21 protein-coding genes are annotated in these 26,022 nt (G+C 58.1%); 10 read left to right on the forward strand and 11 right to left on the reverse strand.

What is annotated here, in order from left to right:
- Nucleotides 1-11 precede the first annotated feature (11 nt).
- The 7 genes from xsc to MWU53_RS10480 form a co-directional block, all read right to left on the reverse strand.
- Nucleotides 12-1,787 (reverse strand): sulfoacetaldehyde acetyltransferase, encoded by a 1,776-nt coding sequence (gene xsc, locus MWU53_RS10450; protein WP_247093052.1) that lies wholly within the window; start codon nt 1,785-1,787, stop codon nt 12-14.
- A gap of 179 nt (nt 1,788-1,966) precedes the next feature.
- Nucleotides 1,967-3,373, reverse strand: a complete 1,407-nt coding sequence (locus tag MWU53_RS10455) for an FAD-binding oxidoreductase (protein WP_247093054.1) — start codon at nt 3,371-3,373, stop codon at nt 1,967-1,969.
- A 90-nt stretch (nt 3,374-3,463) separates the two neighbouring features.
- On the reverse strand, nt 3,464-3,850 hold the full coding sequence (locus MWU53_RS10460) for a nuclear transport factor 2 family protein (protein WP_247093056.1): 387 nt from the start codon (nt 3,848-3,850) through the stop codon (nt 3,464-3,466).
- A 12-nt stretch (nt 3,851-3,862) separates the two neighbouring features.
- Nucleotides 3,863-4,372 carry a universal stress protein gene (locus MWU53_RS10465; RefSeq protein ID WP_247093058.1) on the reverse strand — a complete coding sequence of 170 codons (510 nt, stop codon included), beginning with the start codon at nt 4,370-4,372 and terminating at the stop codon, nt 3,863-3,865.
- 15 nt (nt 4,373-4,387) lie between these two features.
- Nucleotides 4,388-5,728: a TRAP transporter large permease gene (locus tag MWU53_RS10470; protein ID WP_247093060.1), complete on the reverse strand. Its 1,341-nt coding sequence runs from the start codon at nt 5,726-5,728 to the stop codon at nt 4,388-4,390.
- 23 nt (nt 5,729-5,751) lie between these two features.
- A complete protein-coding gene (locus tag MWU53_RS10475; protein WP_247093062.1) occupies nt 5,752-6,300 on the reverse strand; it encodes a TRAP transporter small permease in 549 nt (182 codons plus the stop codon).
- Between the two features lie 74 nt (nt 6,301-6,374).
- A complete protein-coding gene (locus tag MWU53_RS10480) occupies nt 6,375-7,388 on the reverse strand; it encodes a TRAP transporter substrate-binding protein (RefSeq protein WP_247093064.1) in 1,014 nt (337 codons plus the stop codon).
- Between the two features lie 169 nt (nt 7,389-7,557).
- On the opposite strand from MWU53_RS10480, the gene MWU53_RS10485 reads away from it, so the two are divergent.
- Nucleotides 7,558-8,478 (forward strand): LysR family transcriptional regulator, encoded by a 921-nt coding sequence (locus MWU53_RS10485; protein WP_247093066.1) that lies wholly within the window; start codon nt 7,558-7,560, stop codon nt 8,476-8,478.
- Between the two features lie 118 nt (nt 8,479-8,596).
- Here MWU53_RS10485 and MWU53_RS10490 read toward each other — a convergent pair whose 3' ends face one another.
- The 3 genes from MWU53_RS10490 to MWU53_RS10500 are packed head-to-tail and all read right to left on the reverse strand — an operon-like array spanning nt 8,597 to nt 13,188.
- Nucleotides 8,597-11,641, reverse strand: coding sequence for an efflux RND transporter permease subunit (locus tag MWU53_RS10490; protein ID WP_247093511.1), 3,045 nt, complete (start codon nt 11,639-11,641; stop codon nt 8,597-8,599).
- Nucleotides 11,642-11,652: 11 nt separating this feature from the next.
- The gene (locus MWU53_RS10495; RefSeq protein WP_247093068.1) at nt 11,653-12,720 is read right to left on the reverse strand and encodes an efflux RND transporter periplasmic adaptor subunit; all 1,068 of its coding nucleotides are present in this window, start codon (nt 12,718-12,720) and stop codon (nt 11,653-11,655) included.
- Between the two features lie 9 nt (nt 12,721-12,729).
- Nucleotides 12,730-13,188: a MarR family transcriptional regulator gene (locus MWU53_RS10500; RefSeq protein ID WP_247093070.1), complete on the reverse strand. Its 459-nt coding sequence runs from the start codon at nt 13,186-13,188 to the stop codon at nt 12,730-12,732.
- A gap of 361 nt (nt 13,189-13,549) precedes the next feature.
- On the opposite strand from MWU53_RS10500, the gene MWU53_RS10505 reads away from it, so the two are divergent.
- The 9 genes from MWU53_RS10505 to MWU53_RS10545 all read left to right on the forward strand — a co-directional run bounded on the left by MWU53_RS10505 (nt 13,550) and on the right by MWU53_RS10545 (nt 25,337).
- Nucleotides 13,550-14,638 (forward strand): TRAP transporter substrate-binding protein, encoded by a 1,089-nt coding sequence (locus tag MWU53_RS10505; RefSeq protein WP_247093072.1) that lies wholly within the window; start codon nt 13,550-13,552, stop codon nt 14,636-14,638.
- A gap of 113 nt (nt 14,639-14,751) precedes the next feature.
- Complete coding sequence (locus tag MWU53_RS10510) at nt 14,752-15,744, forward strand: TRAP transporter small permease subunit (protein ID WP_247093074.1); 993 nt, start codon at nt 14,752-14,754, stop codon at nt 15,742-15,744.
- Between the two features lie 11 nt (nt 15,745-15,755).
- Nucleotides 15,756-18,410 (forward strand): TRAP transporter large permease subunit, encoded by a 2,655-nt coding sequence (locus MWU53_RS10515; RefSeq protein WP_247093076.1) that lies wholly within the window; start codon nt 15,756-15,758, stop codon nt 18,408-18,410.
- A 251-nt stretch (nt 18,411-18,661) separates the two neighbouring features.
- Nucleotides 18,662-20,248, forward strand: a complete 1,587-nt coding sequence (locus tag MWU53_RS10520; protein ID WP_247093078.1) for an ABC transporter substrate-binding protein — start codon at nt 18,662-18,664, stop codon at nt 20,246-20,248.
- Between the two features lie 9 nt (nt 20,249-20,257).
- Nucleotides 20,258-21,214 (forward strand): ABC transporter permease, encoded by a 957-nt coding sequence (locus MWU53_RS10525; protein WP_247093080.1) that lies wholly within the window; start codon nt 20,258-20,260, stop codon nt 21,212-21,214.
- Complete coding sequence (locus MWU53_RS10530) at nt 21,211-22,026, forward strand: ABC transporter permease (RefSeq protein WP_247093082.1); 816 nt, start codon at nt 21,211-21,213, stop codon at nt 22,024-22,026. Before MWU53_RS10525 ends, MWU53_RS10530 begins: the two co-directional genes overlap by 4 nt.
- On the forward strand, nt 22,023-23,660 hold the full coding sequence (locus MWU53_RS10535; protein ID WP_247093084.1) for an ABC transporter ATP-binding protein: 1,638 nt from the start codon (nt 22,023-22,025) through the stop codon (nt 23,658-23,660). Before MWU53_RS10530 ends, MWU53_RS10535 begins: the two co-directional genes overlap by 4 nt.
- A gap of 157 nt (nt 23,661-23,817) precedes the next feature.
- Nucleotides 23,818-24,654, forward strand: a complete 837-nt coding sequence (locus MWU53_RS10540; protein ID WP_247093086.1) for an alkaline phosphatase family protein — start codon at nt 23,818-23,820, stop codon at nt 24,652-24,654.
- Nucleotides 24,651-25,337: a fumarylacetoacetate hydrolase family protein gene (locus MWU53_RS10545; protein ID WP_247093088.1), complete on the forward strand. Its 687-nt coding sequence runs from the start codon at nt 24,651-24,653 to the stop codon at nt 25,335-25,337. The genes MWU53_RS10540 and MWU53_RS10545 overlap by 4 nt, the downstream gene beginning before the upstream one ends.
- Before the next feature lie 28 nt (nt 25,338-25,365).
- Here the strand turns inward: MWU53_RS10545 and MWU53_RS10550 are convergent, their stop codons facing one another.
- A complete protein-coding gene (locus MWU53_RS10550) occupies nt 25,366-26,019 on the reverse strand; it encodes a GntR family transcriptional regulator (protein ID WP_247093090.1) in 654 nt (217 codons plus the stop codon).
- Nucleotides 26,020-26,022 lie beyond the last annotated feature (3 nt).

The raw sequence follows: 26,022 nt of genomic DNA on the forward strand, positions 1-26,022 counted from the left end.
GGGAGGGTTCATCAAACCTGTTGCGGTTTCATGTCGTCTTTGCTGATGCCAGCGACTTTGACGGGTTTTTTCATCGCGTCGCGGCGGAAGGGTTCGCCCAGTTCCTGGTTGATCATCGCTTCGATCAGGGTGGTGATGCCGTTCTTCTGGTCTTCCACGGCCTGGTTCAGCGCGGCGGTCAGTTCGTCCATGGTGCGGGCGATGACGCCTTTCAGGCCACAGGCGTTGGCGATGCCGGCGTAGCTGACCTGCTGGTCCAGCTCGGTGCCGACGAAGTTGTCGTCAAACCACAGGGTCGAGTTGCGCTTTTCCGCACCCCACTGGTAGTTGCGGAAGACAACTTGGGTCACGGCGGGCCATTCCTCGCGGCCGATGGCGGTCAGCTCGGTCACGGCGATGCCGAAGGCACCGTCGCCCGAGAAGCCCACAACCGGCACGTCCGGGCAGCCGATCTTGGCGCCGACAACAGCCGGCAGACCATAGCCACAGGGACCAAACAGGCCCGGCGCCAGGTATTTGCGGCCGTCCTCGAACGACGGGTAGGCGTTGCCGATCGCGCAGTTGTTGCCGATGTCGGACGAGATGATTGCCTCTTTCGGAAGCGCCTGCTGGATCGCGCGCCATGCCATGCGGGGGCTCATCCACTCGGGCTTGTCTGCACGTGCGCGTTCGTTCCAGGTGGTGCCCGGATCGTCGTCCTCGTGGGTCATTTCGGTCAGTTGCTGGGCCCAGGCTGACTTCTTCTGCGCGATGGTGGCGCGGCGTTCGTCACGACCTGCGTCACCGGCGGTGTCGCTCAGCTGTGCCAGGATGCCTTCAGCCACTTTGGCGGCGTCACCGATGATGCCAACCGACACTTTCTTGGTCAGGCCGATGCGGTCCGGGTTGATGTCGACCTGGATGATCTTGGCGTCTGCAGGCCAGTATTCCATGCCATAGCCCGGCAGGGTCGAGAACGGGTTCAGGCGCGTGCCGAGGCACAGAACAACGTCCGCGTCCTTGATCAGCTCCATACCGGCTTTCGAGCCGTTATAGCCCAAGGGGCCAGCGAACAGCGGGTGCGAGCCGGGGAAGGCGTCGTTGTGCTGGTAGCCAACGCAAACCGGTGCGTCCAGACGCTCGGCCAGGGCTTTCGAGGCCTCGATGCCGCCTTTCGACAGAACAACGCCCGCGCCGTTCAGGATGACCGGGTTCTTGGCCTCCGAGATCAGCTTGGCCGCTTCAGCCACGGCTTCTGCACCGCCCGAGGGGCGTTCAAACTCAACAATCGCCGGCAGGTCGATGTCGACGATCTGGGTGAACATGTCGCGCGGGATGTTCAGCTGCGCGGGCGCGCTGGCACGCTTGGCGTTCATGATCACGCGGTTCAGAACTTCAGCCACACGCGCGGGGTCGCGGACCTCTTCCTGATAGGCGACGCAGTCAGCGAACATGCGCATCTGCTCCATCTCCTGGAAGCCACCCTGACCAATGGTCTTGTTGGCGGCCTGCGGGGTCACCAGCAGAAGCGGGGTGTGGTTCCAATAGGCGGTTTTGACGGCGGTCACGAAGTTGGTGATGCCCGGGCCGTTCTGCGCGATCATCATCGACATCTTGCCGGTCGCACGGGTGTACCCGTCGGCCATCATCCCGCCCGAGCCTTCATGCGCACAGTCCCAGAAGGTGATGCCAGCGTCCGGGAAGATGTCCGAAATCGGCATCATCGCCGACCCGATAATACCAAACGCATGCTCAATCCCATGCATCTGAAGCACTTTTACGAAGGCTTCTTCTGTCGTCATTTTCATTGTGCTGATCCTTTTGTTGGTCGCTGTCAGGCAGCGACAGCATGTGTGTTGCTTGTGTCTGTTAAGGGGGTATTACCCCGACTGAATGTAGGGCCAGATATAAAATCAGATTATATCCAGATAGCGAGAGGAGCGGGTGAGATCACGCAAGATTCATCGCACCCGCACCGTTGATGTTGTTACAGAACCTCGTCGTTGAGATAGTACCAAACATAGGCAAATCTCTGCCCCAAACGGCGGAACGGGGTCAGCAAACCATGGCTGGGCAGGGGCGAGGTGAAGATCGGAAGGTCAAATGCCTTATCCGATTTATCGCCCGCGACCAGCTGCGCCATGCGGCGTCCAGCCTGGGCCGAATACATCACACCATTACCACCATAACCCATTGCGTAATAAATCTTTTCAGCAGGATTTGGCTGGAAGATCCGCGGCATCATATCATGGCTGACATCGACCCATCCCCACCACGAGTAATCAAGGCTGATATCCTCGAGCGCGGGGAACTTGCGGGCCAAGCCAGCCTTGAGAAGCTCAAGGTGCTTGTTGTTCTCGGCATCACGCCCCGTGACGGCACTGCGCGAGCCGATCTGCATCCGGTTATCGGGCAGAAGGCGATAGTAGTGGCGCAAGGTACGTGTGTCCGTCAGCGGCGATTTCGTCTGAATTCCACACTCTTTCAACTCGCTTTCAGTCAGCGGGCGGGTGACCATGGAATTGGACAGAATCGGCATCAGGCGATGCTTGGTTTTCTTGTTGAGGCCGGGGGGCGTGTAGCCCGCCGTAGCCAGCGCCACAGACTTGGCGCGCACGATGCCACCCGGGGTGCGCAGGTGGTGCACGTCGCCTTTGGTTTCCCAGCCCATGACCGGACTTCCAGTGTGGATTTTCACACCTAGGCGGCGGGCCATTTTGGCATAACCGAAGGCCAGCTTACCGGCGTGGATGCAGGTCCCGTCGGGCTCCCACATTGCGCCGACGGCTTCCTGATCTTTGACGTGTTTCTCGTGCAGTTCCTCGCGGCTGATCATGCGTGCGCCATAGCCGAATGTTTCGTTCAGCAGCGCAGCTTCCTTGGCCAGCTTCGGCAACACCTTCTCGCGGTGCGCGATGTAGTAGTGGCCACCGGTCTGAGGATCACAATCGATGTCATCCTGCGCGATCAGGTCTTCAAAAAGCTCGAACGCTTCGGCCACTTCGCGGTGCATGCCTTTGGCAACATCGACGCCCCAGCGCTGGATCCACTGTGAACGCTTCAAGCGGCCGGACGAGATCTGCGCCTGCCCGCCATTGCGGGTCGAGCAGCCCCAGGACACTGTGTTGGCCTCAAGCACGACTGCTTGAATGCCGTATTCCTTGGCCAAATGGATCGCGGTGGATAGGCCGGTATAGCCCGAGCCGATAACGACAACATCCACATCCATATCCGACGAGACAGGCCCGTCATCTGCGGGCGGCTCGCCCGCAGTACCGATCCAATAAGTCGGCGCGTGGTCACGATTGTGGCCGGGGCCCGCGTCGATGATCGGGTCGTATTTCGGGTCATAGCTGGACTTGGGCCAGTGACGGGGAAGGGTATGGTCAACCATGAGGGACACTCCCGAAACAGGGGTTGAAGAAAGAAATATCCGGGCCTTTTTCAGGGCCCGGATGTCAGAGGCGAGGCTCGCGCTCCGGGCTTAGGCTTTGAACATGGGGCGCGTCTTTCGAAGCGCCTGTTTCACGATGATCTGACCGCCACGCAGGGTGAACAGGTCGGCCCCTTCGGCTTCGATCCGCATCCCGTTCGCATCGGTGCCCGAGAAGGTCCATTCGCTGACGGCACGGTCGCCGTGCACGAAATGCGAGTGGTGATCCCAGTGCGCGTCTTTCATCCCGGCCCACACGGCGGAAAAGGCGTTGGCAATGGCTTCGGCGCCTTCGATCTTGTTGCCGTATTTTTCGTCTCCGGCCACGGTGAAGAACACGCAGTCGTCGGCGAAATGGGTCATCACCGCATCAACATCGTGGCGGTTGAACGCATCAAAGGTGTCGGCCAGATCTTGGGCAGTCAGGGTCTTGGTCATTGGTCAGGTCTTTCAGTCTTTAAGGGGGTCCTGATCGCCCAGATAAGGAACAATCAGGGTTGGGATGTGAGATCTGCGCAGCACCCGCTTGGCCACCGAGCCAAGAAAAGTGTGCGAGAACCCGTGGTCATGCGCGCCGAGAACGATCAGGTCACAGCCCATTTCCTTCGAGCGGCGCAGGATAACTTCGGCGGGGTGGCCGTCGGTCACTTCCACCGACGAGACCAGATCGCGGATCTGGTCATCTTCACCATCGAAGCTTCCCCAGAACCGTGCCTGCCGCTCGGCCAGAACCTTCTTCACCATGTCGTGGCGACGCTTCTGAGCCGTCTTGCGGGTTTCTTCGTTCAGGACGAACATCTCGATTGCCACGCGGGCGTCCTCGGACATCGGCTCGTTCACGTGAAGGACGTGAATAGAGGCGCCGGTGGCCTTGGCAATGCACGCCGCATGGCGAAGCGCATAGGTCGAGTTCTTCGACAGGTCCGTGGCGAAAAGGATATTGGTGATCAGTACAGTCATGGTGTCACCCTTTCATCAGTAGCCAAACAGGCGTGGCAGCCAGAGCGAGAGCTCGGGGAAGAAGGCGATGATGAAGATCGCGATCGTGTTCACGGCAGCGAAGGGCAGCGCGCGGATCGAGATCTTTTCGATCGAGATGTTGGATATCCCCGATGCGATGAACAGGTTCTCGCCCAGCGGAGGTGTCTGGAAGCCGATGCCCAGCGTACACACCATCACCACACCAAAGTGGATCGGGTCGATGCCCACCGAATAGGCCACCGGCAGCATCACCGGCACCAGGATCAGGATGGTTGCCAGGGTCTCCATGAACATGCCCACGAAGAGCAGGAAGAAGATGATCAGCGCCCAGATCACATACAGGTTGTCCGTGAAGCTCAGCATGTTGTCCGCGATGATTGCTGGGATCTTGTTCTCCACCAGCAGGCGGCCAAACACCGTTGCGGTGAACAGGATCAGCAGCACGCGACCGGTCAGCCAGGTGGTGCTTTCCAGCGACTGGAACAGCGACGACCAGGTGAGCTCGCGATAGATGAACACGCCCACGACGAGGGTATAGAAGATCGCGACGATTGCGGCCTCGGTCGGGGTGAAGAAGCCGGAATAGATGCCGCCAAGGATCACCAGAGGAGCCATCAGCGACCAGAAGCCGCGATACATCTCGCACAGGACACCACGCGGGGACCAGCCTTCAGCCGACCCTTTGAAGCCGCGCTTCTTCGACATGATATAGTTCATGATCAGAAGGCTGGTGGCAATCAGGAAGGCAGGGACGAAGCCCGCGATGAACAGCTTCGAGATCGATACCGACTGGAAGGTGCCGAATTTCTCGACCGCTTCGGGCGGGGGCGCCATGCCGAGGGCCGCGATGCCAAAGATAACCATCGGGATTGAGGGCGGAATGATGATGCCAAGACCGCCGGACGACGCGGTGATCGCCGAGGCGTAACCACGTCCATAGCCGCGCTCGATCATTGCCGGGATCATCAGCATCCCGACGGCAGCGGTGGTGGCCGGACCCGAGCCCGAGATCGCCCCGAAGAACAGGCAGGCCATGACGGTGGCGGCCGAGATGCCGCCGGTGAACGGCCCGGCAAGGCTTTCAGCCACATTGATCAGTCGTTTCGAGATCCCCGCGGCTTCCATCAGCGCACCGGCCAGAATGAAGGCAGGCAGCGCCATCAGCGGGAAGGACCCCACCGAGGTGAACGCGATCTGCACGAATTTGATCGGGTTTTCATCGAGATACAGGAACGAGATCAGCGACGAGACGCCCAGCGCCACGGTGATCGGAGCGCCCAGTAAAAGCAGCCCAAGAAACGACCCGAATAGGAGTGTAACGATTTGAGTTTCCATTGAATTTCCCCTTCGAATCGCCGTTACCGGCTTTCGTCCACATCTGTCGCCCCACCCGTGCTCGCCTTGATCTCATCAAGGTCGATCTGGTCGGGATCGGCGATGTTATCACCGAGGACGAGTTTCTTGTAATTCACCTGAAGGATGCGGATCGTCATCAGCGTGAAGGCGACCGGCAGAACCATGTAGATGTATTTCATCTCGACGCCCAAAGTCTGGGACTTCCAGAACTTGTTCATCTTGTTGAAGACGAAATCATAAGACAGGTAGATGAAGTAGACGTTGAAGAAGATCCAAAAGAGATCCGCGAACGCCTCGATCCACTTGATGTAGCGGGCAGGCAGAAATTTGAACTGGAACGTGACCCGGTTATGCGCGCTTTTCAGTGCCGCATAGCTGGCGCCGAAAAAGACGAACCAGACGAACATGTAGACCGAAAGTTCTTCGATCCAGCTGAAGGAATATCCAAACAGTTCGCGCGATAGGATTTGCACGAATAGTAGTAAGACAAAGCCCGACAACAGAAAGCGGCAAATGATGCTTTCGATGTTGTCTAGAAATTTCCAGAACATTGCAGTCTCCTCCCGTGGTCGAAGAAGCGCCGTGGCGCTTCCTCGTTATCTTTTTTCAGTGACACAGGGTGTGCTTACTGGACCGGGTCACGACCGATTTCGGCCAGGGCTGCGTTCAGCTTTTCGATACCACCAACCGAGTCGTAGAACTTCGGCCAGACTGCTTCGGTCGCCAGTTTGATGAACTCGGCTTCGCCGTCTGCGGGGTCCGAGATCTCCATGCCGCGCTCTTGCAGGACGACTTTGATCTTGGATTCTTCGTCGCGCAGGTACTGCGCCGAGAACGCGGTTGCGGCTTCGCCAGCGGCCAGAACGGCAGCTTGATCTTCAGCCGACATGTCCTGGAACACGGCTTCCGATACGATCAGCGGTTCGATCGAGAACAGGTAACGAAGGTTGGTGACGTAGGTCTGAACTTCATCAAACTTCATCGCGTAGTTGGTGATGTAGGGGTTGTCCTGACCATCAACAACTTTGGTCTGCAGACCAGCGAAGGTTTCCGACCATGCCATCGGAGTCGGGTTCACGCCCCAGGACTGGTAGGTCGCGATCATGATTTCGTTCTTCGGCGTACGGATGACCAGGTCCGACAGGTCGGCCACGGTGGTCACCGGGTGCTTCGAGTTGGTCAGAACGCGGAAGCCCGAATAGGCCCAGCCGATGATGCGGACGCCAGCGTCACGAATGGTGTTTTCCACCAGTTCCTGACCTACCGGGCCTTGGGTCAGCTTTTCAGCATCTTCCAGGCTCAGGATCATGTAAGGCAGGGTCAGCGTGCCAACGGTCGGCGAGAACGGGGTGACGTTGTTGATGGCCAGGATCGAGAAATCCAGCGTGCCGATCGCAGCGTCGTTCACGGTGTCCTGCTCGGACCCCAGCTGACCGTTCAGGAACAGCGATGCGGTGTGCTTGCCGCCGGTGTTTTCTTCCAAAGCTGCGACAAATGCCTTGCCCAGCGCTTCCTGAGTGCCGCCAGCTCCGTCACCAACAGCGATCTTGAAGTCTTTCGCCTGAGCTGCGCCAGCAGCAAGCAAAGCGGTGACAGATACGGCTGCGGTCAGAGTGCAGACTTTCTTGAAAAATGACATGGATGTCCTCCCGGTTTGTCATCTTGGATGATCGGGCGACTGCGGAATGCGCTCTCCTCATGCGCTTTCAATGATCCCGTTCGCCTCGGTGCAAAGAGGGTAGGTTGCCATTAACGTTTCAAAAATATAAACTTATGCGCGCAAAGTTTCATATATTGCGAACATGACTATGGCACGGAATTCACTTGTTAATAATATCGGCGATGCTGACCTGAAACTGCTGCGGATCTTCAAATCGGTGGTCGAAAGCGGTGGTTTGGCCGCTGCCGAGACCGAATTGAACATCGGCCGCTCTACCATTTCGAAGCATCTTTCAGACCTTGAGCACCGATTGGACCTGCGATTGTGCAATCGGGGACCGGCCGGATTCGCCCTGACCGAGGACGGCGCCAAAGTTCTTCAGGCGGCTAAGAGCCTGTTGGGCAGCGTTTCGGATTTTCGCGCCGAGGTGAATGAGATCAAGAAGAGGTTGGTCGGCACCATCCGTATCGCGCTCTTTGATCAATGTGCCTCGAATCCCGAGGTGAATCTGGCAAAGTCTATTGCTGCCTTTAACCTTGCCGCGCCGAATGTCGAAATCGACCTCTCGATTGAACCGCCGACGGCCATCGAAACCAAGGTGATCGGTGGAGAGCTGGATATCGGCATCATCGCGCAGCACCGCCCCTCGCCCAGCCTGAACTATGTGCCGATCTATGGCGAAAACATGTATGTGTATTGTGGCCGGGAACACGAGTTTTACGAGCGCAGTGACGCAGAGATTTCGATGGCTGACGTGCGCCAGACCAACTATGCGGGCATCAGTGTGAACTCACCCAACCTGCATGTAGGGCAAAAGCTTGGGCTGCGTCGTGCGGCCAAAGTTCAAAGCGAACATGCGCTGTCCATTCTGATCTTGTCCGGGCGTTACATCGGGTTTCTTCCCGATCACCTTGCTAAGGATTTCGAGCAACGCGGAAGCATGAAAGCGGTCCTGCCTGATCAACTGTATTATCGCACGACTTTCTGCGCGGTCACGCGACGTAGGCCAAACCCCAATCGGATCACATCTCTCTTCCTGCAAACGCTTGAGCGTCAGCATTCCTTTTAGCGCATCGCACATAAGTTCGCGTTAGCGTTAGTTCGCGCTATCAAGCCCGCATTTTGAATGAAAAAAGGGCGACCCAATGGGCCGCCCTTCCTTTTCTGCTTCCGTGAGTTGGGGTGGGTCAGGTCGCAGAAATAGCGTCGCGTGCTTCGTCGCGTTTGAAGAACACGTAATAGAACACCGGGGCGGCAACCAGCGTCAGGATCGACGCAAAGGCAAGGCCGCCCATGATGGTGACCGACATCGACACGAAGAAGGCGTCGCTGAGTAGCGGTGCCATGCCAAGGATGGTGGTCACGGCAGCCAGCACCACGGGACGGACCCTGGATGCCGAAGCCTCGATGATCGCGGGGCGCAGGGCTTTGCCTTCGGCGCGGACAAGGTCGATTTCCTCGACCAGAACGATGCCGTTCTTGATCAGCATCCCCGACAGGCTGAGCAGACCCAGAAGCGCGGTGAAGCTGAAGGGCAGGCCCGTGCCAAGAAGTCCAACCACAACGCCATTCACCGACATGGGCACCAAAAGCCAGATAATGATCGGCTGACGAATCGCGTTGAACAGCAGGATCGAGATCATGACCATGATCAGCAGACTGACTGGCAACTGCGCCCCAAGGCTGGCTTGTGCTTTTCTGGCGTTCTCGAATTCACCACCCCATTCCAGCTTGTAGCCGGGGGGAAGCGGCATCGCCTCGATCGCGGCGCGGATTTCGGAATGGGCCTGTGCAGCGGTCACGTCCGGCATCACATCCGCCCCGACCGAGATCGTGGGAACGCGGTTGCGTCGGTGCACAAGCGTGTTTTCCGTGTGCACCTCGAACCCATCCGTCACCTGTTCAATCGGCAGATGGCTGCGCGCGACCGGCGAATAGACCAGCTGGTCATAGATATTGAACGGTTCCTCCTGCGGGCGGCGCATGATGATCGGGATTTGGCGCTCGCGCTCGCGATAGACGCCCACGCGTTGCCCATCTGTGGCAAACTGTAGAGTCGCGGCGATGTCATCGCGGTTCACGCCTGCGGTTTGCGCGCGTTCGGTGGCGTAGATCGGTTTGATCACCAGCTCTTGCTCGCGCCAGTCGGTGCGTAGGTTCAAAAGGCTGTCCGAGCTCTTGTGCATGATCGCTGCGGCTTGGTCCGCCAGTTCACGCAGGACTTTCGGGTCGCTGCCCGAGAAGCGCGCCTGAATGGGATCACCGCCGCCCGGACCAAAGACCAGTCGCTGCACGCGGAACTCAGCCTGCGGGAAGGTTTCCTTGCCGAAGCTTTCAAGGCGCGCATGCAGGTCGGGAATGTCGTCCAGAACCTCGGTCCGGATGATCAGGTGGCCGTAGCTTTGATTGTCCTTGCCGCCATCGTACGTCAGCATGAAGCGGGACGCCCCGCGCCCAGCATAGGACGCAACCGACACGACCTTCTCTTCTTCAAGCAACCACGCTTCCATCTGTGCAAGATCGTCCGACACCTGATGGATCGAGCTGCCTTGCGGAAGCTTGTAGTAGACAAAGAACAAGGGCGTGTTCGAGTTCGGGAAGAACTGCTGCTTCACTTGGCCAAAGCCTGCAAAGCAAACTACAGTGATGGCCACCAGTGCCGCGATCACCATCCAGCGTGCGGACAGCGCCAGATCGAGTGTGCGTTTATACAGGCGGAAGAATGGCCCGTTATAAGCGTCTTCGGGGTTCTGATTATCGTGCTTGAACAGATAGTGGCCCAGCAGGGGGGTCACGGTCAGCGCCAGCACCCATGACAGAAGCAACGAAATGCCGATCACCGCGAAAAGCGAGAACAGGAATTCCCCGGTCGAATCCGGAGACAGACCGATGCCCGCAAAGGCCATGATGCCGATGACGGTGGCGCCCAAAAGCGGGATTTGCGTTTTCTTTGCGGCGTCATCTGCCGCTTCGCGTGAATTCCGACCGCGAAGCATCGAGATTTGCATCCCTTCCGCCACAACGATGGCGTTGTCCACCAGCATCCCCATTGCGATGATCAGGGCGCCCAGCGAAATACGCTCCATCTCGATGGAAAAGAGCCACATGAACAGGATGGTGCCCACCACGGTAAGCAAAAGCGTCGAACCAATCACGATGGCCGCGCGCCAGCCCATGAAGGCACCCAGCACAACAATCACGATCCCCACGGACATGGCGAGGTTCACAAGGAAGTCATTCGAGCTTTGCTCGACCACCAGATGCTGTTGATAGATCGGGTGCAGGTCGATCCCGTGCGGGATGTTTTCGCTAAGCTGGGCGATGCGGGCGTCAACGCGATGGCCGACCTGAACGATGTCTTCGCTTTCAAGGCCCGCGATGGCGATAGTGAAGGCCTCTTGCCCGTTGAAGCGGATCATCTGGTCGGGGTTTGCCTCGCGTTGGCGCGAGACATTTGCAATGTCTGCGACGTTGACCAGCACACCGTTCACGCCCACATTCAGCGACGCAATGTCACCGATGGTTTCCGAGCCTTCCGGCGCGCGGAACATGGTACGCCCGGCGTTATTGTCCAGCCCGCCCGCAGACGCGACCGAGTTTGAGGTCGACACCGCCCCGGCAATCGCATTCGGCGGAATGCCCTGATTGACGGCCAGTGTCATGTTGGGTTCGATATAAATCACCTCGTCGGGAAGGCCTGCCAGATCCACGTCGGCGACGCCATCCACTGCCAGCAGCTCGCGCCGCAGGAAGGTGGCCAGCTCGTGCCGTTCGGCATCGGTGAAGCCGGGGCTGGTGACGGCGTAATACAGGCCGAATACGTCCCCGAAGCTGTCATTCACGAAGGGCGTCATGGCGCCAGAGGGCAGGTTGCGGGAGGTATCACGAACCTTCGCGCGAAGCCGTGTCCAGATGTCGGGCAGGGCGTCGGCCGGATAGGTCGACTTGATCTCGATATCAATCCGGCTTTCCCCGGGGCGGTTGGTCGAGGTGATCTTGTCCACCTCTTCCATCTTCTGAAGGGCGCTTTCCAACGGTTCAGACACTTCGGTCGCGACCTGTTCGGCGCTGGCGCCGGGGTATTGGGTGACCACAACGGCCTGTTTGATGGTGAATGCGGGGTCCTCAAGGCGGCCCAGATTGAAAAAGCCGTAGGTTCCCCCAAACAGCATGGTGAGGATGATCAGCCACGTATAAAGCGGCTTCTCGATCGAGGCGCGGGCGATGTTCAACATGTCGGGCCTCAGTTCGCAAAGCCGTTAAACGGACGCACGGTTTCGCCATCCTGCACCGACGATGCACCGGCGGCGACGATGACGTCCCCACCTGACAGGCCCGAGGTCACGATGAAATTACCGTCCGAGGCGGTTGTAACTTCGATCGGAGTCGCGGCAATCGTGCCGGTACCTTCGCCGCCTTCAACAAAGCGCATGGCCAGCGTGTTGCCCTGAGGGTCAACGGAAATGGCGGTGGCGGGCAGCTTGATTTCGCGTGAGTCGGTCGTCGCGCTGATGCGCACATCCACGGACGAGCCAGGCAACAATTGCAAGCCTTCAACCGGCGCCATCCCAAGGGTCAGACGATAGGTTTGACCTGCTGCGGCGGCCTCGGCGTTGAACTCGCGGATGCCAAGCGGGTAGGCTTCGGGGTGACCTGCGAAATGCGCCATGATCCGGATGTTCTTTTCGTCGCCCGCGGACTGGAACAGGATCTCGGGCACGTCGATTTCGATGCGGATCTCGCTCATGTCATGCAGGCGAGCGATGGGGGTGCCAGCACCAATGGTGTTGAAGTTGCCAACATTGCGCGAAGCGACCAGCGCGTCGAACGGGGCGTAAAGCGTGGCGTTGTCCAGGTTCTTCTCAGCCTGACGGAACGCGATGTCGGCAAGGCTGGCCTGCGTTTCGGCGTCGTCGATCGTGACTTGGCTGACCGTATTCCCACTCAGCTTGGTCAGACGCTCGACTGTTCGGTCGGCCTTATCTTTCTGGACGATGGACTGCTCAAGTGCCAGCGAGAACGGCTCTTGATCCAGTTGGGCAATCAAGCTGCCTTCGGGCAAAAGCTCGCCTTCGATAATCGGAAGGTCGACGATCTGACCGCCGACCTGAAAAGCCAGATCAATGGTCTGGCGGGCAACGACCTTGCCATAGAAGGTGCGCGAGAACGACTGCTGGTTTTCCGAGATGGTCATCAGTTTAACCGGTTTTGCGGTGTCCAGCTGGGCGGTGCTGTCTTGTGCGACGGCCGCGTTTAAGGACAATGCCGTTGCCAGTATGGCTGCAACAAGGGGACGGGTAGAATGGGTCATGTGCATTACTCAGCCGTTATTCAATTCTTGGATTTTCAGATGTATTTTCAAAGAGATCTGGGCGAATGCCTCGACCTCGTCGTCGGACAGGCCGAGCGTCTCGTGTAGAAGTGTGTGGGCAAGGCCGACAGTTTCCATGCGCTGCTGATGGCCTTTTTCCGTCAGGCACAGCAGCCACGCGCGCCGGTCTTCCGGGTCGCGCATGCGTTCAATCAGGCCGCGCGCTTCCATCTGGTCGGCCACGGTTGTCATGGTCGATGGCAGTGCATCCAGATCGCGGGCCAAGGTGCCGATCCGTTTGGGGCGGTCCAGCTTGACCAGAACCTTGCGTTCCAGGTTGGGGCCGCCGCAGTCGTCACCCTGCTGACGCATATTTGTGTCAATATAGGTATAGAGCGAGAAGACGCCAATCAGGGCACGTAGTTCTGGCTCAAGCCCGTCAGTGTCGAGACCAATAGGTGTGTTCATCGAACGGCTTCCTTCCATGGTAAGCGCTCGGATATAGTTCAGAAAATGAAATGTCCAGATTGTTAATTAATGTCGAGCGGGTGGTGGACGTTACGTCAAGCAGCGTGCGGTAAAGAAAACTGTGTCAATTTCCAGAGTGTTGGGGTTCAGTTTTGGGCAAGCGATCGCATGGTGTTGTTGGTTTTCTTGGATCAGCATACGAATGACGTACTCTGGTAAGAATATTTTACCAGTTAAGTAGATTCCAATTGAAATCTAAATCTAGCTGCGTAGTAATTACCGTGGCAGCGCAGGCGGGCCAGTGGTTTACCTGTGCGTCTTAGAAGAACAAAATTAAGAACTCGGAGGAGGAATTTCCAATATGGAACGCCGTAAGTTTCTAAAGGGTGCAGCGCTGGGCGCTGGTGCAACCGCTCTTGCAACGCCCGCACTTGCCCAAAGTGGCAAAACCCTGACCATCGTATCGACCTGGCCGCGGGACTTCCCGGGCCTGGGTATTTCGGCGCAGCGTCTGGCCGCCCGTATCGGCCAACTGTCCGACGGTGCACTGAATGTTGAATACTTTGCGTCTGGCGAACGTGTTGGGGCCTTCGACGTATTCGACGAAGTCGCATCTGGTAACGCTCAGGCCTATATCGGGGCCGAGTATTACTTTACCGGCAAGCACCCCGGCTTTGCGTATTTCACCTCGGTGCCGTTCGGCATGTCGACGCCTGAATGGAATGCGTGGATCAAGTTTGGTGGCGGTCAGGAACTGTGGGACGAAGTCTCGGGCGAGTTTGGCCTGAAGGCTCTTGCTGCTGGTTCGACCGGTACGCAGGCCGGTGGCTGGTTCAACCGCGAGATCGAAAGCGCTGACGACCTGAAAGGTCTGAAAATGCGTATTCCTGGTCTGGGTGGTCAGGTTCTGTCGAAGCTTGGGGCATCGACCGTGTCGGTTCCCGGTTCGCAGATCTATGAAAACCTGGTGTCGGGCGCCATCGACGCGACCGAGTGGGTTGGTCCGTACAACGACTATTTCATGAAGTTCTACGAAGCGGCAAAGTACTACTACACCGCTGGTATGCACGAGCCGGGTGGTGGTCTGTCCTTCAGCATGAACCGTGCGTTCTATGACGGCCTGTCCGACTGGGAGCGTGCCGTGATCGAGGCCGCCTGTAACGAAGAGCACGCCGCATCGCACGAAGAAAACATCGCGAAGAACGGCGAGTATCTGGCCAAGCTGGTTGACGAGCAGGGCGTAGAAGTCCGTTCGTTCAACGACGATGTTTGGGACAGCTTCGGTGAAGCCGCAGAAGAAGTGTTCGAAGAAACCCGCGACCACTCAGAGCTGGCTGCGCGTATCAACGACGACTTCCAGTCGAAACTGCGCGAGATGGGTACCATGATGGCTCAGTTCGAAGTGGGCTACATCAACCAGCGTAACCGCGTGCTGGGTCTGGGCGAGTAAGCCTTAGATCGCTGAAAAGCAATCAGAGCGGGGCCGAAATGGTCCCGCTCTTTTGTAAGGCGCAAGGGCGACCACTGCCTTGACCCTTACGCAAACCGACCCCGGGGGAGCTGATGGCAACCGATTTTTCCGACATTTCACGCGAAGGCAGCCCGGCGATTGGCCCACGGCTGTTTGCATGGGGCATGCTTGGCTTCCTGTTCGCGTTTTTGGTTAACAACACACTGGTCGTAGGCTTCGGCATGCCCGGCACAAAGCCGATCTTCCAAGGCGGCGCGACGGGTGGCAGCTGGGCCAATCTGGCGGTCTATATCGTCAGCATCGCGGTCGCGGCGTTCTATGTCCTTAGCACCAAAGCCAACGCGCTGCGTTGGGACGCGATGAAGATCCACAAGTTCAATGTCTATCTGATCCGCGCCATGTTCTGGTCCGTCCTGCTGGTCGGTGTCGCGGACAGCGCCATCGCCTTTATGCGGGTCGAGGGCATTCTGGACGGAATGTTCAATGAAGACACCGTCAAGCTGTTCAACAAGTCGCGCTGGGTTGGCCCCTATATCCACATGCCGCTGATCGTGGCGGGTTTCATCATTGCACTGTTCACGCGCACCTTGGGCTTCACGTGGCTTGCCTTGATGATCGTCGCGGCCGAGCTTCTGATCGTGATCTCGCGCTTTGTGTTCAGCTTTGAGCAAGCGCTGATGGGCGATCTTGTGCGTTACTGGTACGCGGCCCTGTTCCTGTTTGCCTCGGCCTATACCCTGTTCGAGGAAGGCCACGTGCGCGTGGACGTGCTGTATGCCGGTTTCGGCCGCACGACCCGCGGCTTTGTAAACGCCTTTGGCTCGATCGCGCTTGGGATGAGCACCGTCTGGGTGATCCTTGCGGTTGGCTTTAACGGCAAGACCGCGATCATCAACAGCCCGATCATCAATTTCGAGATCTCGCAGTCTGGTGGCGTGGGCATGTTCATCAAATACCAGATGGCCGCCTTCCTTGGCGTGTTCGCCATCAGCATGCTGATCCAGTTCGTCAGCTATTTCCTTGAGGCCGTCGCCGACAAACGTGACGAGCCCGGACACCGCGAAGTCGCCCCGGCGGCCCATTAAGGACACGACAGATGGAATTCTACTTCCTAGCCCTTCTTATCCTGATCATGGCCGCAGCCCTTGGGTCCGGCTATCCAGTGGCCTTTGCGCTTCCCGGCGCGGCCATCATCACCATCGGTCTTGCGGCCGGTGCCGGTTATATCTTTGCAGGCTCGACAGATGCCTATTTCCACTCGGGCGGGCCAAACCAATGGCTTTCTGCGGGGGTGACGAACCTTAGGGGCGTCTATTGGGAGGTCGAGAGGGATACCCTGATCGCCATCCCGCTCTTCATCTTCATGGGCATCATGCTGCAACGATCCAAGATCGCCGAGGACCTTCTGGTCGCGATGGCACAGCTGTTCGGCCCCGTACCGGGTGGTCTGGGCATCTCGGTTGTCTTCGTGGGTGCCCTGTTGGCGGCCACCACCGGGATCGTCGGCGCGACCGTTGTGGCGATGGGCCTGATTTCACTGCCAGCCATGCTGCGTAACAACTATTCGCCGTCGCTGGCGACCGGGACCATTGCGGCCTCGGGCACGCTGGGGCAGATCATTCCGCCCTCAATCGTGCTGATCATTCTGGCCGACCAGTTGGCTTCGGCCACCGACCAGGCGTCGACCGCGCGCAAAGCGCTGCACAAGGAAGCGACTGGCGAGCTGTCCATGCCGTCGGTTTTCGATGTGGGGTCGACGTCGGCCGGCGAGATGTTTTTGGGCGCGTTTATTCCGGGTCTGTTGTTGGTGGGTTTGTACATGCTGTACATTCTTGTCTACGCGATCCTGAAACCCAAGCAGGCCCCGGCCGTGCCCTATGAGGGCAAGTATGATGGGACGTTCCTGAAGAACATTCTGATCACTCTGGTGCCGCCGCTGGCGCTGATCTTCCTTGTATTGGGATCGATCATTGCAGGTGTGGCCACCGTGAACCAAGCCGGTGCCATTGGAGCCGCGGGTGCGATGATCATGGCGGGCTATCGCCTGCCGAAATCCAGCAAAGGGCTTTATCATCCAGCGCTTTTGGCAATTGCGGCGCTGGCATTGATTGCTTTTGCCCTATTCAACTTCGACATGAACGTTAAAGCGATCGAGGATGGCACAGACCGGCTCGGCATCATTCTGGGTGCGATCGGGTCGGTCATGTTGATGGTTGCGCTGATCTGGTCCTGCTGGCGTGTGCTGAAGATCGAGAACACTCTGGCAGGCGTCATGCTGGAAACGGCAAAGACGACATCGCTGGTGTTCATCATCCTTCTGGGCGCCGCCATGCTGACCGCCGCCTTCCGTGCATTCGGGGGCGAGGATCTGGTGAAAGAATTCCTGCTGGGCCTGCCGGGCGGGTTCTGGACGCAATTCTTCATCGTCATGCTGGTGATCTTCATTCTGGGTTTCTTCCTGGACTTCATCGAGATTGCCGTGGTCGTGGTGCCGATTGTGGCCCCGATCCTGCTGGCCGATCCCGAGGCAAACATCACCGCCGTTTGGCTGGGTGTGATGATTGGTCTGAACATTCAGACCAGCTTCCTGACGCCTCCGTTTGGGTTCGCTCTGTTCTATCTGCGCGGGGTGGCCCCTGCGATCGTGAAGACGGTGCAGATGTACAAGGGCGTGATTGCTTTCATCTCGTTGCAGATTGCGGCGCTGGTGATCGTGGGTCTGTACCCGCCCTTGGTGAACTATCTGCCCAACCGCGTCAGTTTCCTGTCGGAAAGCAGCCCGCCGCCGCGCAACCCGAAACTACAGCTGTGTGTCGAGGATTACGTGGGTCAGCAATTGGCGCAAAACTCGGCTACGCGTGATGCCATTGCGGCTGCACGTGGTCTGGACCTGTCTGGGTTGCCGAAGGATTTGGCAGGTGATCTGACCGATGGTCTGGATGCGGCTGACGACGCGATTGCGCAGTTGGAAGGTGCCTTTGCGGCGGCTGACGCTGTGCAGGCGGCGTCGGGCGTATATCGTCCGCAGTTGCGCCTGGTACGCGGGATCGAAAAGCAGATCCGCAACATCCAGCGCGAAGTGGACGAGCTTGAAAAACTTGCCAGCCGGATGCGTGACGAAAGTCAGGTCGCTGAGAAAGCCAAGCTTGAGACGCAAGCAGCCGCTTTGAAGGCTGAAATCGAGCATCTTCACGCGGGGATCCCGGCCAGCTGGGAAGGAGTGCACAAAGAGTTCCAAACCCTGACCAAGGCAGAAAACACTGCGCGTTCCAAGTATCGTCGTGCGGCGGATGAGGCATGGGAAGCGCCGCTTTCGGTTCTGGCTGTGCTGGACGCCAATGACGCCTTCAAAGCGTTGGAGCAGGATCTGCGTGACATGAAGGCGACGATCATGTCGACGCCGGAAGATGAGGCGGAAGATCTTGTGAATGAACTGTCTAAAGTGTTCGGTAAGGTCGAAGGTGCGGATGACGTGAAGAAAGCCCTTGGCAAGGCGCGCAAAGCGTTGAAGGCCAAGACCCCGGATCGTGAGAAAGCGCTTGAAGCCTATGAGGACGCAGTGGACGCCTTCGAGGCACAGCTGACATGGCGCGCCGAGGCTGATGCCAAGCTGCGTGATGGGCTGAATGCCTATCTGGACGGAATCAGAGATACCCTGGGTATCCGCCAGCAGGCGCGCTTTACGCGAGATCAGGCGCTCGAGATGGCATCCTGTACGGCCTATCACCGTGACATCTCTCTCAACTTCTGATCTGCACGCGTAGATACATATATAAATCATTGAAAGGGCTGGATTTATCCGGCCCTTTTTCGTTGATGTCCCCCGCGATGCAGTCCGGTTTTCGCACTTAGATTGTCGTTATGCGTCATGTCATGTCGCAAACTTGTAACCGAGAGTCGGTATCCGCCCTTGCGGTATCTTGGGTTCTGGGCAACTCTATTGGCCGAACCAATAAAATACAGCGCGCCACTCGCAGTGCTGAAAAACTCAGGGAGCCATCAATGAAAAAAGAACTCGAATATCTGTCTAAACGCGTTGCAGAAAACAAACTGTCACGTCGTGACTTTATGGGTCGCGCAAGTGCTTTGGGCGTGTCGACGGCTGCGGCAAGCACCATGCTGTCGTCGGCTGCGTTGGCGGCTGGACCCAACAAGGGCGGCACCATCAAGCTGGGTATGAATGGCGGCGCGGGTACGGACTCGCTGGATCCGGGTCTGGTTGCTTCTCAGACGCCGCGGGCTGCTCTGGGCAACTGGGGTGATACACTTGTAAACGTCTCGCCCGCCGGCGAGATCGATATGCGCATTGCTGAAAGCATCGACAGCTCGGCCGACGCGAAAACCTGGCACTTCAACATTCGTCAGGGTGTCGAGTTCCACAATGGTAAAACCCTGACCGCCGAAGACGCGATGAAAACCATCGAGCGTCATTCGAACGAAGAATCCAAATCGGGTGCATTGGGCATCGTAAAAGGCATCGAAAGCATGTCGGTCAGCGGCAACACCCTGACGCTGAACCTTGATACGCCGAATGCTGACCTTCCCTATCTGATGGCCGACTACCACCTCGCCATCCAGCCCAATGGCGGCATGGATGATCCCACCGCAGGGATCGGCACTGGCCCCTATCAGATCGAGAGCAACGAGCCCGGTGTTCGTCACACCTTTACCAAGTTTGCCAACCATTGGGATGACAGCGTAGGTCATGCGGACTCGGTCGAGATCCTGGTGATCAACGATGCCACTGCTCGTATGTCGGCTTTGCAGTCCGGTCAGGTACACATGGTGAACTCGGTTGATCCGAAAATCGCCAACCTGCTGGATCGCGCGCCCAACATTACCGTTCAGAACGTCTCGGGCCGTGGCCACTATGTGTTCATCATGCACACTGACACGCCGCCCTTCGACAACAAAGAGCTGCGCCTTGCGCTGAAATACGCAATCAACCGTCAGGAAATGGTGGACAAGATCCTGCGTGGCTATGGTGGCGTCGGCAACGATGTTCCGATCAACGCAGCCTACCCGCTGTTCGATGACAGCCTTGAGCAGCGTGAATACGATCCGGTCAAAGCAGCCGAGCACTATAAGAACTCGGGCCATGACGGTACTCCGATCGTCCTGCGCGTCGCTGAAACCGCCTTCCCGGGCGCTGTCGACGCAGCACAGCTGTTCCAGCAAAGCGCAGCCGCCGCTGGCATTCCGCTGGAAATCAAGCGTGAACCGAACGATGGCTACTGGTCGGAAGTGTGGAACAAGCAGCCCTTCTGTGCGTCGTACTGGACGGGTCGCCCGGTTCAGGACCAGATGTACTCGACCGCGTATCTGTCGACGGCTGACTGGAACGACACCCGTTTCAACAACGCTGATTTCGACAACATGCTGCAGGCAGCCAAGGCGGAACTTGATCCGGTCAAGCGCAAAGATCTGTACAGCAACATGGCACGTATCCTGCATGACGAAGGCGGCGTGATTGTCCCGATGTTCAATGACTTCATCGATGGGATCAGCAACGATATCGGTGGTTATATGCCGGATCCGAATGCTGAACTGATGGCAGGTCTGGCGACATCGCGTTGCTGGTTGAAATAAGGCCAGCTCATGCATCCCGTCCTTAAACTGGTGGCTCAGCGCTTGGCGCTGAGCACCCTTCTTCTTCTCGCAGCGTCGGTGCTGATCTTTGCGGGCACCACCATCCTTCCGGGGGATGTCGCACAAAACATCCTTGGACAATCCGCTACACCTGAAAGCCTTGCCAACCTCCGAAAAGAGCTGGGCATGGATCAGCCCGCCACCACACGCTATTTCAACTGGCTGTTTGGTGCATTGCAGGGCGATCTTGGGACGGCCTTGACCAATGGGCGCGATATTGTCGAAAGCCTTAGCGGGCGATTGAAAAACACGCTGTTTTTGGCCTTCTGGGCTGCCGTAGTTGCCGTGCCGCTTGCCATTTTCCTTGGCTTGCTGGCTGTGCGCTATCGCGAGCGCTGGCCTGACAAGCTGATTTCGGCGGTGACGCTGGCGTCGATCTCGGTGCCGGAATTCCTGATCGGCTATGTGCTGATGTACTATGTCGGCGTGAAACTGGGCTGGGCGCCCACTGTTTCCACGATCTATGACAGCATGTCCTTGGGCGAAAAGCTCAACGCTATTGCGCTGCCTGTGACCGTTCTGACCATGGTTGTGCTGGCGCACATGATGCGCATGACGCGTGCCGCTATTCTGAACGTGATGCAGTCGGCCTATATCGAAACAGCTGAACTGAAAGGCCTGACAAGTTTTCAGGTCATCGCGCGCCACGCTTTCCCGAATGCGATCGCACCGGTTGTGAACGTGGTCATGCTGAACCTTGCGTACCTCGTCGTGGGCGTTGTGGTTGTCGAGGTGGTCTTCGTCTATCCCGGCATGGGCCAGTATCTGGTCGACCACGTAGCCAAACGTGACGTGCCCGTTGTGCAGGCCTGCGGTCTGATCTTCGCGGCGGTCTATATCGGATTGAATATGGTGGCTGACATCGTGTCGATCCTGGCGAACCCAAGGCTGAGGCATCCGAAATGATGAGAATACCCCCTGCGGCCATGATTGGCCTGTTCTTCACCGGGCTTTATTTCTTCATGGCAATCTTCGCCCCGTTGATTTCGCCCTATCCGATGACTGAAATCGTTGGTGATGTCTGGGAGCCAGCCTCGTCCGAGCACTGGCTGGGCACGGACAATATCGGCCGCGACCTGTTAAGCCGCATGATCTATGGCGGACGGACGACGATCTTTATCGCCACCGCGGCCACGATTCTCAGCTTCTCGCTGGGCTCGATCCTTGGCTTCACAGCTGCCGTGGTTGGCGGTTGGGTCGATCAGGCAATGAGCCGTTTCGTCGACCTGATCATGTCGATCCCGACCTTGATCTTCGCACTTGTCGTGCTGTCGGTCATGCCGGTGACGCTGCTTATCCTGATCCTTGTGATGGGCCTTCTGGATTCGACTCGTGTCTATCGCCTTGCCCGTGCGGTTGCTGTCGATATCAACGTCATGGACTTTGTTGAAGCTGCCAAACTGCGCGGCGAAGGCCGTCGCTGGATCATCTTCCGCGAAATCCTGCCCAACGCGCTGTCGCCTTTGGTGGCCGAAATGGGCCTGCGCTTCATTTTTGCAGTGCTGTTCGTGTCGACGCTTTCGTTCCTTGGCCTTGGCGTGCAACCGCCGAATGCTGACTGGGGCGGCATCGTGAAGGAAAACAAAGACGGCATCGTCTATGGCATACCAGCAGCCCTTGTGCCCGCGGTCGCCATCGCGACGCTGGCAATTTCCGTGAACCTTGTTGCCGACTGGGTGCTGAACCGCACCACCAGCCTGAAAGGAGGCCGCGGATGAGCGATAAACTTCTGAAGGTCGAAAACCTGAAAATCGGCGCGCGGATCTATCCGCCCGGCGAAAAGCCCCGCGATATCGACATCGTGCACGGTGTGTCCTTTGAACTGGAAAAGGGCAAAGTTCTGGGTCTGATCGGAGAATCCGGGGCTGGAAAATCCACCATCGGTCTGGCTTCGATGGCCTATGGCCGGGGCGGGGTCGAGATCACCGGCGGCAAGGTCTGGGTCAATGGTCGCGAGATCCTTGGCACCAGCCTGCGCGATCTGCGCAAGCTGCGCGGGACTGAGGTGACCTATGTCAGCCAGTCGGCTGCGGCCAGCTTTAACCCTGCCAAGAAGATCATGGAGCAGGTGATCGAAGCGTCGCTGCATCAGGGCAAGTTCTCGAAGAAAGAGGCTGAAGCGCGCGCGGTCGAGCTGTTCGCAAAGCTGGGGCTTCCAGATCCCGAGAAAATCGGCGATCGCTATCCACACCAGGTGTCGGGTGGCCAGCTGCAACGGTGTATGACGGCCTTGGCGCTGTGCCCCGAGCCTGATCTGGTGGTGTTCGACGAACCCACCACCGCGCTGGATGTGACCACGCAGATCGACGTTCTGATGGCGATCAAGGAAGCCATTCGGGATACCGGTGTCGCGGCGCTTTATATCACGCACGATCTTGCGGTGGTGGCTCAGGTCTCGGACGAGATCATGGTGCTGCGCATGGGTGACATGGTTGAACATGGCACCACGGATCAGATCATCAACAATCCCGTTGAGGAATACACCCGTGATCTGGTCTCGGTCCGGTCCACCCAGCATGATGGTAAGCCGCCCACGGACAATCCAATTCTGACCGTGGAGAACGTCACAGCCCGCTATAAGGGCACGAATTTCGATGTTCTGCACAATGTCACCATGGAGCTTCACCCAGGCCAGACGTTGGCTGTTGTGGGTGAATCCGGATCGGGCAAATCGACCACGGCCCGCGTGATCACCGGCCTGTTGCCGCCCCGCGAGGGAAAGATCCATTTCGACGGGCGTGACCTGTCTTCGGATCTGGAAGGCCGCACCCGCGATGACCTGCGCGAGCTTCAGATGATCTATCAGATGGCGGATGTCGCTATGAACCCGCGTCAGACCGTGGGCACGATCATCGGCCGCCCGCTTGAATTCTACTTCGGCATGAGAGGCGCCGAAAAGAAAAAGCGGATCTTGGAACTTCTGGAAGAGATCGAGATGGGTCCGGAGTTCATGGATCGCTATCCGGCCGAGCTTTCCGGCGGGCAGAAACAGCGTGTCTGTATTGCCCGTGCGTTGGCCGCCAAGCCCAAGGTCATCATCTGTGACGAGGTGACATCGGCGCTGGACCCTCTGGTGGCAGATGGCATTCTGAAGCTTCTGGAAAATCTTCAGAAAATCGAAAACGTGGCCTATCTGTTCATCACGCACGACCTTGCGACGGTGAGGGCCATCGCGGACAGTATCGCCGTGATGTATCAGGGGCGCGTCGTGCGCTATGGTCCAAAAGCCGAGGTGCTGGAGCCTCCGTTCGACGACTATACCGACCTGCTACTCAGCTCTGTTCCCGAGATGCGTCTTGGGTGGCTGGAAGAGGTCGTGGGGAACCGCAAAATGGCAAGCGCCGGCAACTGATTTCGGCAATTCGAAAGTAACGGGGGCGCCGCTATTGCGCCCCCGTTTTCTTTTCTCGGGCCAAAACCGACCCAATTTGGCGCGTCTGTTACATAAATCCGTGACGCCCCGCGCCTAGTCTGAGGCAACTCAACGCGCAATCTGGAAGGGCGCTGATATGGACAGAAAACTCCTGCTTCTCATCATCGACGGGGTGCCGCATCGCAACTGGCGCCGGCTGTTCGGCAATCTGGAAGGCTGGGTGCAATCGGGGGATGCGAAGCTTCTGAAGATGCGGGCTGTGCTGCCGTCGACCTCGGCCAGCTGCTATGCATCGATCCACACGGGGGTCTCCCCGCAGGAACATGGCTGCACCGGTAACCACGATGTCTTCCGCCTGTCGCATGACGATGTTTTCAGCCAAGTCCGCAAGGCAGGTGGCGTAACGGGCGCGGTTACGCATTCCTTCTGGTCCGAGTTCTTCAACCGCGCGCCCTTCGATGTCGTGCGCGATGTGGAATATGACGAGCCCGAAAGCACCACGATCAACCACGGGCGTTTCCATACGATGACCGGTTATGGGATGATCAACCAATGCACCCCGGCTGATGTCGGCCTGTTTGGCACGCTGACCATGCTGTGTGAACGCAAAGGCATTGATTACGGTATCCTACACACGTGCACGCTGGACAGCATGGGGCACCGCTTCGGGCACGAATGTCATGAAATGGATGACGCTTGTTTCAAGATGGATGAACAGATGGCGCCGTTTATCAAACGCTGGCGGGATCAGGGCTTTGACGTGATCGTTACCGCAGATCACGGTCAAACGGATCGTGGCCATCACGGCGGGCATGAAGACCTGCAGCAAGACGTCGCGCTTTACTATTTCGGCGATGCGGAAGTTGTCGATGACAGCGATATTCTGTGCCAAACTCAGCTTGCGCCCACCGTCCTGTCGCTGATGGGTGCGCCGATTGCAGACACGATGAAAGGCAAGGTGTTCCTGAAATGACTTGGGCTGTTCCCGCTCCCGCACAACCGTTTCTTCCTATCGCTGGCTCGGACCAGAAATTCCCCGTACGTCGGATTTTCTGCGTCGGGCAGAATTATGCGGCCCACGCGCGCGAGATGGGATCGAACCCGGATCGGGAGCTGCCGTTTTTCTTTTCCAAGCCCGCCGACGCGCTGGTCGCGGATGGGGCAAGCATCCCGTATCCGCCGGGCACGTCGAACCTGCATCACGAGGTCGAGCTGGTCGTGGCGCTTGGCAAAGGCGGGTCGAACATCGCAGCCGATACCGCGTTGGATCATGTCTGGGGCTATGCGGTTGGTAATGACCTGACCCGGCGCGACGTTCAGGCGGATGCGAAATCGAACGGGCGTCCGTGGGATATGGCGAAGGGGTTTGACCGTTCAGCCCCTTGCGGAGAGCTGCACCCTGTCGGCGCGGTGGGGCATTTCACCAAAGGTGCCATTTCGCTGGCCGTGAATGGCGAGACGCGCCAGAACTCGGATATTTCCGATTTGATCTGGCCGGTGGCGGACGTGATCGCCTATCTGTCGACGCTGGTAGAGCTCAGCGCGGGGGATCTGATTTTCACAGGCACGCCTGAAAATGTCGGCCCGCTTCAGTCGGGCGATACCTGCGTTGCGCGGATCGACGGGCTGGGCAGCGTTACCACACTTATCGAATAGGATTGGTCTTTTCGGATCCTTGCGCGGCTTACTTCAGGTAGGCCAACAGCTTGTCGCGTGCCTCTTCGATATGGGTCAGTGTCAATTCGGCCGCTTTTTCTGCGTCCCCGGCCTCGCATGCTTCCTGAATCATCAGGTGGTCATGGTTGGCGCGGATCATGCCATCATCCATCATGATGCGCGCCCGTAGATAGCGATCGATCCGGTTCAGGGCATTGTCGATGGCGGCCAGATGATATGTCAGTCCACTGGCGGCATAATGCGTCGCATGAAATTTCCGGTTCAGATCACCCCATTCCGAAGAATCGTTCGACGAGGCCAGTGCTTCATAGTGTCCGCGGGCAATGCGCAGCGTCTCGGCATCCATCTGTGGAACGGCTTGCGCGATGACATGCGGTTCTAACAGGGCGCGGAAGTCAAAGATCTCGCGTACCTCGTCCTGCGATAGTGACGACACAACAGCCCCTTTATAGCGTTGGGACGTCACCAACCCGTGTTCTTCCAGCTTCAGGATGGCCTCGCGGACGGGGATGCGCGAGGTGTTGAACATCTTCGCAATCTCATCCTGCCGCAGCGGAGTGCGGTCCTCCAGCTCACCCTCGACGATGGCCTGTTTCAATGCCTCGAAAATGATGGTGGTGGCTGATGCGGTCTTCGATACGTCTACGGATTTCAACTGCATTCA

Origin of the sequence: Aliiroseovarius sp. S1123 (genome assembly GCF_023015885.1) — a bacterium.
In the GTDB taxonomy this organism is placed as follows: Bacteria; Pseudomonadota; Alphaproteobacteria; order Rhodobacterales; family Rhodobacteraceae; genus Aliiroseovarius.